Annotated in this window: 13 protein-coding genes and 1 pseudogene; 7 read left to right on the forward strand and 7 right to left on the reverse strand. The window is 43.6% G+C overall.

The window, feature by feature from the left end:
• Positions 1-45 precede the first annotated feature (45 nt).
• Positions 46-1420, reverse strand: a pseudogene (locus V6N89_RS14870) (alkaline phosphatase).
• 266 nt (positions 1421-1686) lie between these two features.
• Positions 1687-2634, reverse strand: a complete 948-nt coding sequence (locus tag V6N89_RS14875; protein WP_338518228.1) for a chemotaxis protein CheV — start codon at positions 2632-2634, stop codon at positions 1687-1689.
• A 451-nt stretch (positions 2635-3085) separates the two neighbouring features.
• Here V6N89_RS14875 and V6N89_RS14880 point away from each other — a divergent pair, with 451 nt between their 5' ends.
• The 4 genes from V6N89_RS14880 (at position 3086) to V6N89_RS14895 (ending at position 9391) form a co-directional block, all read left to right on the forward strand.
• Positions 3086-4681, forward strand: coding sequence for an isocitrate lyase (locus V6N89_RS14880; protein ID WP_338518229.1), 1596 nt, complete (start codon positions 3086-3088; stop codon positions 4679-4681).
• A gap of 298 nt (positions 4682-4979) precedes the next feature.
• Complete coding sequence (locus V6N89_RS14885) at positions 4980-5924, forward strand: LysR family transcriptional regulator (RefSeq protein WP_338518230.1); 945 nt, start codon at positions 4980-4982, stop codon at positions 5922-5924.
• 108 nt (positions 5925-6032) lie between these two features.
• On the forward strand, positions 6033-8216 hold the full coding sequence (locus V6N89_RS14890; protein ID WP_346992875.1) for a malate synthase G: 2184 nt from the start codon (positions 6033-6035) through the stop codon (positions 8214-8216).
• 305 nt (positions 8217-8521) lie between these two features.
• A complete protein-coding gene (locus V6N89_RS14895; protein ID WP_338518231.1) occupies positions 8522-9391 on the forward strand; it encodes a patatin-like phospholipase family protein in 870 nt (289 codons plus the stop codon).
• A 36-nt stretch (positions 9392-9427) separates the two neighbouring features.
• Here V6N89_RS14895 and V6N89_RS14900 read toward each other — a convergent pair whose 3' ends face one another.
• On the reverse strand, positions 9428-10444 hold the full coding sequence (locus V6N89_RS14900; RefSeq protein ID WP_338518232.1) for an NAD-dependent epimerase: 1017 nt from the start codon (positions 10442-10444) through the stop codon (positions 9428-9430).
• Positions 10445-10517: 73 nt separating this feature from the next.
• Here V6N89_RS14900 and V6N89_RS14905 point away from each other — a divergent pair, with 73 nt between their 5' ends.
• The 3 genes from V6N89_RS14905 to V6N89_RS14915 are packed head-to-tail and all read left to right on the forward strand — an operon-like array spanning position 10518 to position 12147.
• Entirely contained in the window at positions 10518-10934 is a 417-nt protein-coding gene (locus V6N89_RS14905; RefSeq protein WP_338518233.1) for an FAD-binding protein, read from the forward strand.
• Positions 10931-11383 carry a hypothetical protein gene (locus V6N89_RS14910; RefSeq protein ID WP_346992876.1) on the forward strand — a complete coding sequence of 151 codons (453 nt, stop codon included), beginning with the start codon at positions 10931-10933 and terminating at the stop codon, positions 11381-11383. The genes V6N89_RS14905 and V6N89_RS14910 overlap by 4 nt, the downstream gene beginning before the upstream one ends.
• 14 nt (positions 11384-11397) lie before the next feature.
• Positions 11398-12147 carry a hypothetical protein gene (locus V6N89_RS14915; RefSeq protein WP_338518235.1) on the forward strand — a complete coding sequence of 250 codons (750 nt, stop codon included), beginning with the start codon at positions 11398-11400 and terminating at the stop codon, positions 12145-12147.
• On the opposite strand, the gene V6N89_RS21800 is transcribed toward V6N89_RS14915, so the two are convergent.
• The 4 genes from V6N89_RS21800 to V6N89_RS14930 form a co-directional block, all read right to left on the reverse strand.
• Positions 12144-12593, reverse strand: a complete 450-nt coding sequence (locus V6N89_RS21800; protein ID WP_431189733.1) for a nucleotidyltransferase family protein — start codon at positions 12591-12593, stop codon at positions 12144-12146. The two genes, V6N89_RS14915 and V6N89_RS21800, sit on opposite strands and share 4 nt — an antisense overlap.
• Before the next feature lie 79 nt (positions 12594-12672).
• Positions 12673-13227, reverse strand: a complete 555-nt coding sequence (locus V6N89_RS14920) for a nucleotidyltransferase family protein (protein ID WP_346992877.1) — start codon at positions 13225-13227, stop codon at positions 12673-12675.
• The gene (locus tag V6N89_RS14925; RefSeq protein WP_346992878.1) at positions 13224-14012 is read right to left on the reverse strand and encodes an HprK-related kinase A; all 789 of its coding nucleotides are present in this window, start codon (positions 14010-14012) and stop codon (positions 13224-13226) included. The genes V6N89_RS14920 and V6N89_RS14925 overlap by 4 nt, the downstream gene beginning before the upstream one ends.
• A 59-nt stretch (positions 14013-14071) precedes the next feature.
• Complete coding sequence (locus V6N89_RS14930) at positions 14072-14233, reverse strand: hypothetical protein (protein WP_346992879.1); 162 nt, start codon at positions 14231-14233, stop codon at positions 14072-14074.
• Positions 14234-14245: the final 12 nt, after the last annotated feature.

Below are 14245 nucleotides of genomic sequence, written 5' to 3' on the forward strand. Positions count from 1 at the left end.
TAAAAATAAAGCGCCATAAAGGCGCTTTATTTAGCCTACTAGACGCTACTTTTTGCCAAGCAAACTAAAAATATTCTTTGCGATATCAGTATTATCAATTTGCCCCATAAAGTGCGTGTATCCCGCACCAAAAGCAAATACCTCAACATCTACCCCAGTATGACCACCAGTTGTCCAACTAGGTATTGGTCTTTGTATCTAAAAACCCTTTAACCGCCATAAAACGTGTTCTGTCATCTTGATTTGACACACTGTCTAGCGTGGCAAGTTCTTCATCGGTCAAAGACAGCCCCAGTTGAGCAGCAACATAATCCCCTGGATTTTCTTCATTTGGCATTGCCATCGCAATGGTCATTACCGATGCTTGCATGTTCTTGAGGTGCTCTGGGCTCCATCTGTAGTCGCCGTTTGCACCAATCGTCAACCCACCCGTACTGTGGTCTGCGGTAAGCACAACTAATGTATCAGGGTTAGCCTTAACGTATTCTCGCAAGTATTCCATCGTTTGCGCTAGGTCGTGCATCTCAGCCATAGCAGATGCAATATCGTTAGCATGACCCGCCCAATCGACCTGACTTGCTTCAACTAGTAAAAAGAAGCCTTTATCGTTTTCTAAGTGCTTTATGGCATGTTCTGTTAAAAACTGTAGGCGATTTTTGCGTTTATCATCCAGAGCTGCAGGAAGCGCTACTGGTGCAAACAACCCTAAAACATTACTTCCTTTTGGCACAGTATCTAGCTGGTCATATGTATCAGCATGTTGGTAACCAGCCTCAACAAACTCGGCCAACACATTGCGGTCATCACGTTCAAAATAGGTTGTACCGCCACCTAACATAACATCGGCAACAAACTCGCCGTTTACGCGGACATCATAAAAATCTTCCGCAATTTCATTGTAGTTTTTACGACTTTCGTTGTGAGCAATATAGGATGCTGGTGTGGCGTGAACAATTTGTGAAGTCACTGCAAGCCCTGTGCGCATGCCTTTGCTCTTTGCATAGTGCATTACTGAGTTGACTGGGTTCTTATCAACGTCAACCCCAATTGCGCCATTGTATGACTTAACCCCCGTAGCTAAAGCGGTAGCGGCAGCAGCTGAGTCTGTGACATAGCCTGAGACTTGCGCAGGATAAGTTGATGCGTTACCTACTAAAATATCATCAAAGACAACGGTTTCTATTTGCGGCGTTGACGGGTCGTCAACGTAATTACGATAAGCGGTGGTGTAAGCAGGGCCCATTCCATCGGAAACGACCATAATGATATTTTTTGGTGTTTTACTTTCCCCAACGTGTGACTGTGCGACGGCGTTTTGGGTATTGTTTGTGGGTGTAGCATTATCTGTGGCACTACAACTTGCAAGAAGTGTCACTGACACACACGCGTATAACGACGTGCGAACAAATTGTTTAATCATTTAAACTACCTTGAGTACAAACACACCAACCGCTGCAATTGGTTGCGATGGCGCGCTTTTAAAACATTTACTGTCCCTGCTAATGTTACAACACAGGGCTATTTAAATTAGTAACTCAAGTGTAAATCACCTAGCCCTCTATCCTCAACGAATTACGCTAAAATAATGTAAATTAACATGTTATTTCGCGCTAATGAGGCAGCCAAAACCTGACCAAATGGTCACCACAAGGGTAAGCGTTGAATTTAGAACGCGCGATGGGGGCGCTATGCTAAGTACTCACGCAATCGCTGCTGTGCGACATCAACAAGCATGTCGGGTTGAAACTTCGAAATAAATCGATTACACCCAACCTTCTCAACCATGGCATCATTGAAACTACCGCTGAGTGATGTATTAAGCGCTATAAAAAGGTCGTCCATACGAGGGTCGTTTCTTACTTCAGAGGTCAAGCGGTAACCGTCCATTTCAGGCATTTCCGCATCGGTAAACATAAGTAGGATCTCATCAGAAGGCCGTTTGCCCTCATCCGCCCACGACTTCAATAGCTTCAGTGCTTCTGCGCCATTCTTGCGCTCGATAATCGACACCCCAAGCTGCTCTAAGGTATCCCTTATCTGTTTGCGCGCGGTACCAGAGTCATCAACGATAAGAATTTTTTTGCCGTTGAAATGATTAACAATTTCAGTGTCGAGTACTTCTTCAGAAATCGATGTGTCGTAATCGATAATTTCTGCCAGCACTTTTTCAACATCGATTATCTCAACCAGCTCTGTTTTCTCGTCAATATTCACCTGAGTTATAGCGGTTAGATAGTTTGATTTACCGATACCACTTGGCGGCGGCTGAATATCACCCCATGACGTATTCACAATGCTTTTCACTTCACCAATGATGAAGCCCTGAACACTGCGATTGTACTCGGTAATGATGACATTTTTTGCGAAGTCTTCGGCAACATTAGTGCGCATTTTTATTGCTTGGCGCAGGTCAATAATAGGGATAGATTGACCGCGGTAATTCATAACACCTTTAAGGTTATAGTGTGAACCGGGCATTACATTGAGTTTTGGAACGTTAATAACTTCTTTGATTTTAAAAACATTCATAGCGAATACGTGACGCGTGCCCAGCTGAAACATCAATAGCTCTAGCCTGTTTTCACCGACAAGCTTTGTTCTTTGATCCACGGACGATAGGACACTATTACTCATATCACTCACTTTTCTTTTAAAATCAATGCATTTCACAACACATAAAGCATTATCGCGACAATCTAACCTGCACAGCCCGTCCTTGCAATTACTCTTTTTGGTATAGCACCGTTAAATATTATGCCGCCCTAAGAACAGCATAGATGCTAATTACCTTACTTTCCTTACGCATAGCAATTAAAATAGGACTTAAAATTTGATTTAAGTCGGCACCTAAGCAAAGCACAAACACCTCACCTAGCAGCGCATACAGTAACAACACTCAACAATTCACTTCCCACTTTAACGAAACACCTCTCACAAACATTCACAAAATGAATGACGGCAATGTTAAATATATATTTCTATTATTCAACTTTGCGCACTAGGATGAAATGGAACTAACGGGAACGCCCTACAGCGTAAACGCTAATAACGTTAAGTATTTTAATTATAGTCGGGAGAGACGCTCATGTCGCAATATCAACAAGACATTGATAACTTCGCCACATTAAAAGCAGCACAAAAAGGAACATGGGAAGGTATCAACCCAGAGTTCGCTGCTCGCATGAAACTTCAAAACCGTTTTAAGACGGGTCTAGACATCGCTCGCTACACAGCAAGCATCATGCGAAAAGACATGGCTGAATACGACGCAGATTCGTCTCAGTACACACAGTCACTAGGTTGCTGGCATGGCTTCGTAGGCCAGCAAAAAATGCTTTCAGTTAAAAAGCATCAAGGCACAACGAATAAAAGCTACCTTTACCTTTCAGGCTGGATGGTAGCAGCACTTCGCTCTGAGTTTGGACCACTTCCAGACCAATCTATGCACGAGAAAACGTCAGTATCAGCGCTTATCGAAGAGCTATACACTTTCCTTCGCCAAGCTGACGCTCGCGAGCTAGGCGACCTTTTCCATAAGCTAGACGACGCGAAGAAAAACGGCGGCGACGTAGCGGCTATCCAAGCAGAAATTGACAACTATGAAACACACGTAGTGCCAATTATTGCTGATATCGATGCAGGCTTTGGTAACGAAGAAGCTACTTATTTATTGGCTAAGCAGATGATTGAAGCTGGCGCATGCTGTATTCAAATTGAGAACCAAGTATCAGACGCTAAGCAATGTGGTCACCAAGACGGTAAAGTAACGGTTCCACACGAAGACTTCCTAGCTAAAATCAACGCAGTACGTTACGCATTCCTTGAGCTAGGTGTAGATGAAGGCGTGATTGTTGCGCGTACCGATTCACTAGGTGCTGGTCTTACTCAGAAGATCCCTGTATCGACGTCTGAGGGCGACTTAGCTGCACAATACAACGCATTCCTAAAAACAACTGACGTTGCTGGCGCAGACGACCTAGCTGAAGGCGACCTAGTACTTAAGCAAGGCGGCAAGCTTGTTAAGCCTGAGCGTCTTCCCAACGGTTTATTCCGCTTCAAAGAAGGTACAGGTTTTGACCGCGTAGTACTTGACTGTGTGACTTCACTTCAACACGGTGCGGACCTACTTTGGATTGAGACTGAAAAACCTCACGTGGGCCAAATTGCGGAAATGGTTAACGCTATCCGTGAGCAAGTACCTAACGCGAAACTGGTATACAACAACTCGCCATCGTTCAACTGGACGCTTAACTTCCGTCAGCAGGTATTTGATGCATGGACTGAAGAAGGCAAAGATGTTTCTGGTTACGACCGTGCGAAGCTTATGTCTGCTGACTACGACGACAGTGAGCTTGCAGCGGCAGCGGACGAGAAGATCAAGAGCTTCCAGGCTGACGCAGCGCGTGAAGCTGGTATCTTCCACCACCTTATCACGCTTCCGACTTACCACACTGCGGCGCTGTCTACTGACAACCTTGCTAAAGGTTACTTCGGTGAAGAAGGCATGCTTGCATACGTTCGCGGTGTTCAGCGTCAAGAAATTCGCCAAGGTCTAGCGTGTGTTAAGCACCAAGCAATGGCAGGTTCTGACCTAGGTGATACGCACAAAGAGTACTTCTCTGGTGACGGTGCGCTTAAAGCATCTGGTGAAGACAACACCATGAACCAGTTTGACGTGTAAGCTACGTTGAAAACAAGTTAACTGGAAAGCATCCCAACCTTTCCAATGGGCACCTTCGGGTGCCCTTTTTCGTTTACTTCAAAAAAAACGCCTCACTATTCACATGATTTATCAAGAAAATGAAAAATAATTTATTACATATTTTACAAGCAGGCATAAACCACAAATATAAACCAATAAATACAACAACTTAAAATAAAACGCTCATCTGCATTACGACTAAACGCTTATCTGACATTCAAACTAAAAACACGTACAATAGGTTTGTTTAATTAGGTTTAATAAGAGCATTAGAATAATGAATATAGCGAAGGTCGACCTGAATTTATTAGTGTACTTAGATGTTTTGCTAAGAGAAGGCAGTGTAACAAAAGCAGCCAACCAACTTAGTATCACTCAGCCAGCTATGAGTAACGGCCTTAAACGCCTGCGCGATTTATTTAAAGATCCTCTATTGGTGCGCACCAGTGACGGTATGACACCAACAAAACGCGCTTTGGAGCTCCAGCCAATTATCCGTGACGTTCTTAGCCGCCTTGAAAGCTCTATTCAACCTGAAACTGACTTTGACCCACTTACCAGTGATAGAACCTTTCGCATAATGACCAGCGACTATGCTGAGAGTACGCTTTTGCTTGAATTAGTTGGCCGACTTGCTGATTTGGCACCTAACATAACGCTAGATTTAATCACCCCCAGCGATGTCACGTTTCATGACGTAGAGCAAGGCAAAGTGGATATGGCTATAAACCGCTTTGACGAACTACCGCTTTCATTCCACCAAAAAGTAATTTGGTACGACACTTTTAGCTGTGTGATGAGCGCTGACCACCCGCTTGTCGCAAAATGTGATTTAGAAGGCTACCTACGTGCACAGCATATATGGGTAAGTAAAACTGGATTTGGTGTAGGCGTAGGTATCGACCCTAATGAAGTGCAAAAGCTAGGTTGGGTTGATGCAGAACTGACAAAAATAGGAAAACAGCGTGCTATTCGCGTGTTCACGCGCCACTATCATGCAGCGCTACAAATTGCCAAAAAGCAAAAGCTTATCGCGACGTTACCGAGTAAAGCGGCTCGCTTATTTAAACACGACCCAGATGTTGTCATTAAAGAGCCGCCTTTCGACATTCCTCCTATTGCGCTGAAAATGGCGTGGAGTGCACTTTTACACCACGACGCGGGTCACATTTGGCTGCGAAGACTGATTAGTGATGTAGCAAGCGACATGAATGCAGGCTAAGCGCAGCCAAACATTCACAGGTTTTATGGCAAAGATACAAGCCATAAATTAAAAAACTACCTCTATACACACTACACTGAAGACACTAAAAAATGTATAGAGGTAGTTATGCAAGGATATATCACTCGAGGCCGTTTACAGGTTGCCGACCAACTCGACAACTTCATTAATCAACAGGCACTCCCTGGTACAGGCGTAGATCAAGACGCTTTTTGGAAAGGCGCAGAGGCCCTCTTCGCAGAATTCATTCCTCAAAACCGAGCATTGCTAGAAAAGCGCGACCAGTTACAGCGCGCGATTGACGACTATCACAAAGCCGGAAATCCGGTTAATGGTAGCGAATACAATGAATTTCTAAAAAAGATTGGCTACTTGGTAGACCAACCTTCACACGTTGACACGAACACCACTAACGTTGATGCCGAGATTGCTACGATGGCGGGCCCGCAGCTAGTGGTACCTATTAACAACGCACGTTATGCACTTAACGCTGTTAACGCGCGTTGGGGCAGCTTATATGATGCGCTTTACGGTACAGACGTTATTAGCGATGATGGTGGAGCAGAAGCGGGTAAAGTATACAACCCTGCTCGCGGCGCAAAGGTCGTTGCCAAAGCGAAAGCATACCTAGATACCATGATCCCACTAGCTAAGGGTAGCCATGCCGATGCAACAGCTTATAACATCAACACAGGCAAACTTGCCGTAACGCTAGCAGACGGTGACGTCACCACGCTTGCCAATACCGAACAATGGCAGGGTTATCAAGGCGATGCTGCAGCACCTAGCGCTCTATTATTTGTACACAACGGCCTACATTTTGAAATTCAGCTAGATCCTACGCACCCTATCGGTGAAAGTGACCCTGCTAACGTGAAAGACGTACTTGTAGAAGCAGCACTTACTACCATTATGGACTGCGAAGACTCTGTAGCCGCCGTAGACGCCGAAGACAAAACCCTCGTTTACAGCAACTGGCTTGGCCTTATGAAAGGTACGCTTAGCATTGAAATGACAAAGGGCGGTAAACAACTTGTTCGCGCCATGCATGCAGACCGCGTTTATTCACCTTCAACACATGCAGACCATCAAGAGCAACTTAGCTTAAGCGGTAGAAGTTTGATGTTTGTGCGCAACGTAGGTCACTTAATGACAAATGACGCTATGTTATTTGACGGTGAAGAGGTGCCAGAGGGCATTATGGACGGCCTCGTTACCTCGCTTATTGCTAAGCATGATTTGCTTTGCAACAGTAAGTTTAAAAACAGCCGAGCAGGCAGCATTTATATTGTTAAACCTAAAATGCATGGGCCTGAAGAGGTCGCCTTCTCAAACGCATTATTTGGCAAAATTGAAACCATCATCGATGTGCCTGTAAACACATTAAAAATGGGCATTATGGATGAAGAGCGTCGCACTAGCATAAACCTTCAGGCGTGTATTGCCGAGGCGACGTCTCGTGTTGTGTTTATTAACACCGGTTTCTTAGACAGAACGGGTGATGAAATTCATACATCAATGTTAGCGGGTCCATTTGCCGAAAAAGCAGCGCTAAAAACCATGCCATGGATAAAAGCTTACGAAACAGCGAACGTAGCAATTGGCTTGCGTTGTGGTTTATCTGGTAAAGCGCAAATAGGTAAAGGCATGTGGCCAATTCCTGATGAAATGCAAAACATGATGGATGCAAAAATTGGCCATCCCAAAGCGGGAGCGAATACCGCCTGGGTTCCCTCTCCTACTGCGGCTACACTGCACGCCTTGCACTATCACGATGTCGATGTATTTGATGTTCAAAAATCCTTGGACGCTAATTTCGACGGCTTAAATGACATTTTAACGATCCCGCTTTTAGAAGATGTATCTACCTTGACCCGCGATGGTATTAAGCGTGAAATCGACAACAATGTGCAAGGCATACTGGGCTATGTGGTTCGTTGGGTACACCAAGGTGTGGGTTGTTCAAAAGTGCCTGACATCAATGACGTAGGTCTAATGGAAGACCGCGCAACACTGCGTATCTCATCGCAGCACATTGCGAACTGGTTAGAACATGGCATTGTGAGTGTTGACCAGGTAAAAGAGTCATTAGCACGAATGGCTGTGCTTGTTGACGAGCAAAACAGCGCAGACCCTGAATACATTCCAATGACACCTGATCTTGAAAGCTCTATTGGATTTTTAGCTGCCAGTGACCTTATTTTCAAAGGTAAAGAGCAACCAAGTGGTTACACCGAGCCACTGCTTCACGCCCGTCGCCGTGAGATGAAAGCAAAATTGGCGCAGCAGTAAAGTGCGCTAACACGAGGTATGAGCAACATATCTCGTTTAATGGGTTCGTGGTCACCGAAGGAAGGATTATCCATCGGTGACCAGCACCTCTCTTCAGCACATACACTAGGCATTGCTTTAAGACTCGCTAGCCCACGTTAGACTAAAGTGCCCCCCAAGTTTTTTGCCGTCTTTGGCACTATCTACTAATCTTAAATGATACAGCGCGTGTCATGCTACGTACTAATGACTATCAGACGTTATGACTATCAGACGTTAACAAGCCTCAACAGGTAATATGACGACCTAACTATTGGAGTCGAAATATGCAGTTAGCCACCACGGTCCCAACTACTCAGCCAATCAATATTGTGCCGATATTTTCAGGTGGCGGCACCAGACTAAGTGCACACATCGGAATTATTAAAGCGCTGCACGACATGAACTTTGCGTTTGACACGCTCGTAGGCGTCTCTGGAGGGTCAATAATTGCGGCCCTTTATGCTAAGGGGTACACCGTTGAAGAAATGCGCGAATTGGCGCTTGCTACGGACTTTAAGCAGTTTACACAGTTCTCCTTAGTAAGGTTGCTAAGAGAAGGCGGCTTATCGTCAGGCGATGTATTTCAAACGTGGATTGACAAGCAACTAGATGGAGCGTGCTTTTCAGATTTACCACTGGATTTAAATATCCTTGCCACAGATGTGAATGGTGGCGGGCCAGTACTATTTAATCGAAAAAGTGCGCCAGATATGAAAGTGTCTGAGGCCGTGAGGTATTCCATGTCAATACCACTAATTTTTTCCTTCAAGCCATTTAAAGAGCACTTATTGGTTGATGGCGCAATACTCTCTGAGGACGCCTTATTTGAAGACTGGCGAGGTGACGGTACGCCTTCGGTCTGTTTCAGACTGCAAAGTACCATGCAAAAACGAAAGGCGATCAAGAAAAACTTACTGCAGTTACCTCAGTATGTCAGCATGCTCATTCGCACATTTATGACAGCTATTTCACGAGAATATGTTAACGCCAAATATTGGCACAACACCGTTGTGATAAATACTGGCGATATTTCAGCCGTTGATTTTTCGCTAACACCGGAGATTAAGAACTCACTGTTTGATTTAGGCTATCACACCACCAAAGAGTTCTTACCTAAGAAGTGTGCAAGTGTAATGAGAACGAGCGCGCTCTAGCGCTCGGCTCATAAACAGAAACGTGAAGAATCTGTCCTATACGTTGTAAAACCCACGATACCACTCAACAAACGCTTTTATGCCTGTGGTGACATCAGTGCTTGGCTGATAACCAGTATCGTTAACTAAAGCTGACACATCTGCATAGGTATCTGGTACATCACCTGGCTGCATGGGTAACAAATTCTTTTTCGCCTCTATGCCTAACGCATCTTCAAGTGTTTCAATGAACTTGAGTAGATGCACTGGGGTTTGAGCGCCAATATTGTATACCTTATAAGGCGCTTTACTGGTACTTGGGTCAGGGTTACTGCCATCCCACTCTTCATTTGGCTTCGCCACATTATCAAGCGAACGAATGACACCTTCTACAATATCGTCTATGTAAGTAAAGTCACGGCGGTGATCACCGTAGTTGTAGACGTCTATCGTTTTACCTTCCAAAATAGCCTTTGTAAATTTGAACAACGCCATGTCAGGTCGCCCCCAAGGGCCGTACACCGTAAAGAAGCGTAATCCTGTTGTTGGTAGGTTATATAAGTGACTATACGTGTGCGCCATCAATTCGTTCGCTTTCTTAGAAGCGGCATAAAGACTAACTTGATGGTCGACATTGTGTTGTTCTGAAAACGGCATAGTCTCATTGGCACCATACACCGAACTTGAAGATGCATACACCAAGTGCTGTACGTTATTGTGGCGGCAACCTTCTAGAATATTACCAAAGCCCACAATGTTTGAGTCTATGTATGCACTGGGGTTTTCTAGTGAGTAACGAACGCCCGCCTGCGCTGCCAAATGAACTACTCTATCAAACTTATGCGTTGCGAAGAGATCACTCATTTTTTCTCGGTCTTCTACTCCCATTTGTATAAATGAAAATAGTGAAGACGCTTTTGATGAAGATAGTTGCGCCAAGCGAGCATGTTTTAAGTTTACATCGTAATAGTCGTTGATATTGTCGATACCAACAACCTCATCACCTCGATTGATAAGGTACTGTGAAACTGCCGCACCTATAAAACCGGCTGCGCCAGTGACTAAAATTTTCATGATAATATGTACTTAAACGTCAAGATAAAGTTATGCTTCCACTATACTTAAATTTTTAGTGATGGAAAGTTGCATGAGCAAAAGTCTTATTGAATCGGTATTGAGTAGTAAATCTGTATTAGTGACGAATAACGACGATGTTACTCCTTACCACAACTCACCTGAAGGCTTTTCATCACAAGTAAAAGGGGTGATAAAAATAGGTGACAGCGCTGATATTCAGGCTGTTCTAGCGCTTGCCAACCAATGCAGCAACACAGATGAAGAGTTTGTTGTTTATCCCATCAGCACAGGTAATAACTGGGGTTACGGCAGTAGTGTTCCCCCAAAAGACAAAAGAATTCAGTATCTACTAGATTTATCACAGCTCAATGACATCTTATTTTTCGATGAAAAGACTGGACTTTGCACTATTCAGCCAGGCGTAACACAAAAAATTCTCTATGATTTTCTTAAAGAGAAGTCATCTGATTATATGGTGCTTAGGTGACGGGTGCAGGGCCAACATGTAGCGTGCTCGCCAATGCACTCGAGCGAGGTTACGGAATTACCCCTGTTGCAGACCATTTCTCTGCTGTAACTTCAATTAAAGGGTTTCTACCCACAGGGGAATATTATCAGTCAGGGGTTGCCGAGATGGATATGACACCTGAGCAACTGGCAGACAAGTCATTTAAGTGGAAACATGGCCCTTATCTTGATGGGATATTTACTCAATCGGCTAATTTAGTTGTGACCGAAGCCACAATTTCACTTGATAAAGCAGGTGACGGTTTCACATCGTTCTACATGCAATTCTTTGATGAATCGTCATTTACTGACGCTTATGAAGTTGTATCGGAAATATTCGATAGGGTTGGACGAAACGTTGGCAGCATGAACTTGATGGACAAAAGAAGAGTGTCAGCCATGATGGCCGACAATCCTAATGGTGCTTAGGTTCACACCAAAACATGTCGTTACAACAAATAGAGAAAATCAGCAAACAGAAAGATATTCCTGAGTGGACGGTAATAGGGACAATCTATGGAGCAAAAAACGTCTCAAAGGCCGTGAAAACAGAGATTAAGAAAATTGCGAAGAAAAGAGCATCAAGGCTTTTCTTTTCAAATGACCTTCTAATCGAAATTGGAAAGCTAGTTACTAACTTAGCACCAAAGTCTATTTTACAAGCACCTAGACAACAACTTGCCACTTTAGAAGAAGGCATGGCAATTATGAGAGGGATACCAAATCAAGTTGCTCTTCCTCTTGCTTACTGGCGTAACTCAGCAACGACACCAGACAAAGCAAACCAGCTTAACCCTGCAGACGATGGATGCGGACTTTTGTGGTATGCACCTTTAATACCGACCAAACCAGCCTCAATGTTAAGTTTTATAGGTTTAGTTAGAGAAACATGCCAACAGTACAATATTGAGCCCATGATTACGTTTACAAACTTCAACCAATTCTGTACTGACAGCACTATTCCTATTGTTTTCGATATCAATAATCCAAAGGCAAAAGAAGATGCAAAAGCATGCCTTGCGTCACTCTACGAAAAAGGTCTAAAGCTGGGCTTTGTTCCATATCGATTAAACATAGAACAACAAGAAAATCTCGACACGTCAAAAACGTTCTGGTCGACGTCGAATAAAATTGCACACGCCCTAGATCCAAACAACATTCTTGGGCCAGGTCGTTATGCGAAAGGACGTTAACTTTTGCGTAAGACCATGGATAACTTTCTAAACATATGTGGCACAAGTACATGAACAGGCATCTTCATGAGATGCCCCCGCAAATAAGCTATGAATCGGCAGATTTTTAGAGAAACGCTACTGCAAGCACGAGTATCCGGCACCAAAGCACGCTTCATCACAAACCGCGTAATAGACTGCCGGACTCTCTGAAAAAGGTTTAAATGGCTTTTCAACTGAGTTTTGGTTTCTAAAGGACAATGCAACTGAAAAAAGAATTCTGACAAACAAACTACATCGTAGAGAAGAGGTGATAAGTTCATGTTTTTTGCAGTTTTGATTATTGCTTCCCAAAACTGTTCTGATGCACTGTCGTTACAAAGGCAAGTAAAATCGTACAAATCACGAAGTGATGAGCTTACGTCTTCGTTCCAGTATAGGTGCACGCAAGTATGTAATGCCTGCATGTGCTTTTTGAAGACGAGTTTATTTTCCGAAGATGCAATGATGTTCTGCCTTAAAACAGACTCGTCGGGAGCCTTTCCGCTAACCTAGCAGATATAAGTTGTGGTGAATATCTAACGTCGTGCCAGAAATAGGGTCAAACATTGGAGGAATTTCGTGTGCAAACTCTCGATAATATTTTTCATCATAATTCGACAGCTCTTTTGCCTGCCACCCCAACGAAAGTAGTCTTTTTTCTGTCTTTTTGATTTCGCTAGAACTAACAAGAATATCAATATCAGACATCGTTCTGCCTTCCAGCGAAGCTACTTTTTCAATATTGTATGCCGCGCCTTTTAGAAAAACAGGGGTAATTCCAGCGTCCTCTAAAAGAAGGTTAATCCTGTCTATTTCAATTCCAACTTGATATTGCTGTCGTTCAGAATAATTTATATTTGACGTTATATGCCATCGAAAGTTTTCAGGCAATTCATATAGCATGTCTTCGCGCACTACTTTATGAGCAAACAGACTCAACATGTTTGCAGCGCGAAGAAAAACAAGTAATTCAGATAGCGTTTTCCGCGACTGAGCTGATACTAAGCTTACATCGTTGAAAATCTTGAGAAAGTATTTAGCTTTAGCGAAAGCGTTCACAGAAGCAACTCCGTTAGCGCCTCTTCCGCACTATCAATATCAGAGTACTCTAACGAAAAGAATTCTACCCTATCAGCAAGATTAACCAATGCTTCAAACCCTTTCTCGGCCATGACATGGTAGTTAAAAGCATTCCTAATTACCTGGAGGATACCTTCAGCAGACGTAACTTGTTGCACCCTAGTAGCTTCACCGCGTATATATTTAGGGAACACAACAGCGCCAATTGGCATATCTTCTAAAAGCTTGAACGACTGTTGTGTATGCACCCGTTTATGTGCAACCGTTCCTTTCTGAGTGTCATAAAACTTCTCTGTAAAGACGCTGTTGCTAAAACTAGACTTAACGATATCGATGGCATCGTTTTTCAAGCAAACTGGCCTATTTATAGGTTTTACATTCAGGCTATCAAGCTCAATAATCGCCATTTCATCAGAATATACCGACCAGCCCATTTCAGACAGCAAGGCACTGAGTGTACTTTTTCCCGACCCAGGTAAAGCAGGAAACAAAATAGCCTTTCCATTTTTTACTAATACTGCTGAGTGTATGACCAGCCGTGAGTACTCATGTGCAGCAATACACCAATTCATACCCCACTCAAGAAGTGGGTAACTTTGCTTTCGAGGTAAAGGAAAAAAAGGAGCTTGTTTGTCGCAGTAAAAACTAATTTGGGGGGCGATGAAGCGTCTTAAGGCACTTGGAGAGGTAACAGAGATAGCGAAATCGTAGCCGTCTGTTTCTAAGTGATGGTCACCATACATCTGTTCTACTGACCTTATCACCTTCGAACATTCACAATCTAACTTGAAAACATATGGCCCAGTATTTATAAATAGAGACTTCAAACTTTCTCAATAATCTTTAGATCACAGGCTTTTTTAAAACCAATTGGTTCGAATTTTAACGCCGACTCAAAATGATTTCTGTCATGCGCTTTATCAAGCAATTCTGCCGCCAGCTCAGCATGGCTACATTCTAAAGCAATAGTATCGCCTGAACGCATGTCGAAAAGCAG

It is taken from the genome of Alteromonas gracilis (genome assembly GCF_036870955.2).
Lineage (GTDB): Bacteria > Pseudomonadota > Gammaproteobacteria > Enterobacterales > Alteromonadaceae > Alteromonas > Alteromonas gracilis_A.

Excerpts from the sequence above, each read along its gene's own strand:
- V6N89_RS14875 (WP_338518228.1), bottom strand. The coding sequence starts at position 2,634 with ATGAGTAATAGTGTCCTATCGTCCGTGGATCAAAGAACAAAGCTTGTC.
- V6N89_RS14880 (WP_338518229.1), top strand. The coding sequence starts at position 3,086 with ATGTCGCAATATCAACAAGACATTGATAACTTCGCCACATTAAAAGCA.
- V6N89_RS14885 (WP_338518230.1), top strand. The coding sequence starts at position 4,980 with ATGAATATAGCGAAGGTCGACCTGAATTTATTAGTGTACTTAGATGTT.
- V6N89_RS14890 (WP_346992875.1), top strand. The coding sequence starts at position 6,033 with ATGCAAGGATATATCACTCGAGGCCGTTTACAGGTTGCCGACCAACTC.
- V6N89_RS14895 (WP_338518231.1), top strand. The coding sequence starts at position 8,522 with ATGCAGTTAGCCACCACGGTCCCAACTACTCAGCCAATCAATATTGTG.
- V6N89_RS14900 (WP_338518232.1), bottom strand. The coding sequence starts at position 10,444 with ATGAAAATTTTAGTCACTGGCGCAGCCGGTTTTATAGGTGCGGCAGTT.
- V6N89_RS14905 (WP_338518233.1), top strand. The coding sequence starts at position 10,518 with ATGAGCAAAAGTCTTATTGAATCGGTATTGAGTAGTAAATCTGTATTA.
- V6N89_RS14915 (WP_338518235.1), top strand. The coding sequence starts at position 11,398 with ATGTCGTTACAACAAATAGAGAAAATCAGCAAACAGAAAGATATTCCT.
- V6N89_RS21800 (WP_431189733.1), bottom strand. The coding sequence starts at position 12,593 with ATGCAGGCATTACATACTTGCGTGCACCTATACTGGAACGAAGACGTA.
- V6N89_RS14930 (WP_346992879.1), bottom strand. The coding sequence starts at position 14,233 with ATGCGTTCAGGCGATACTATTGCTTTAGAATGTAGCCATGCTGAGCTG.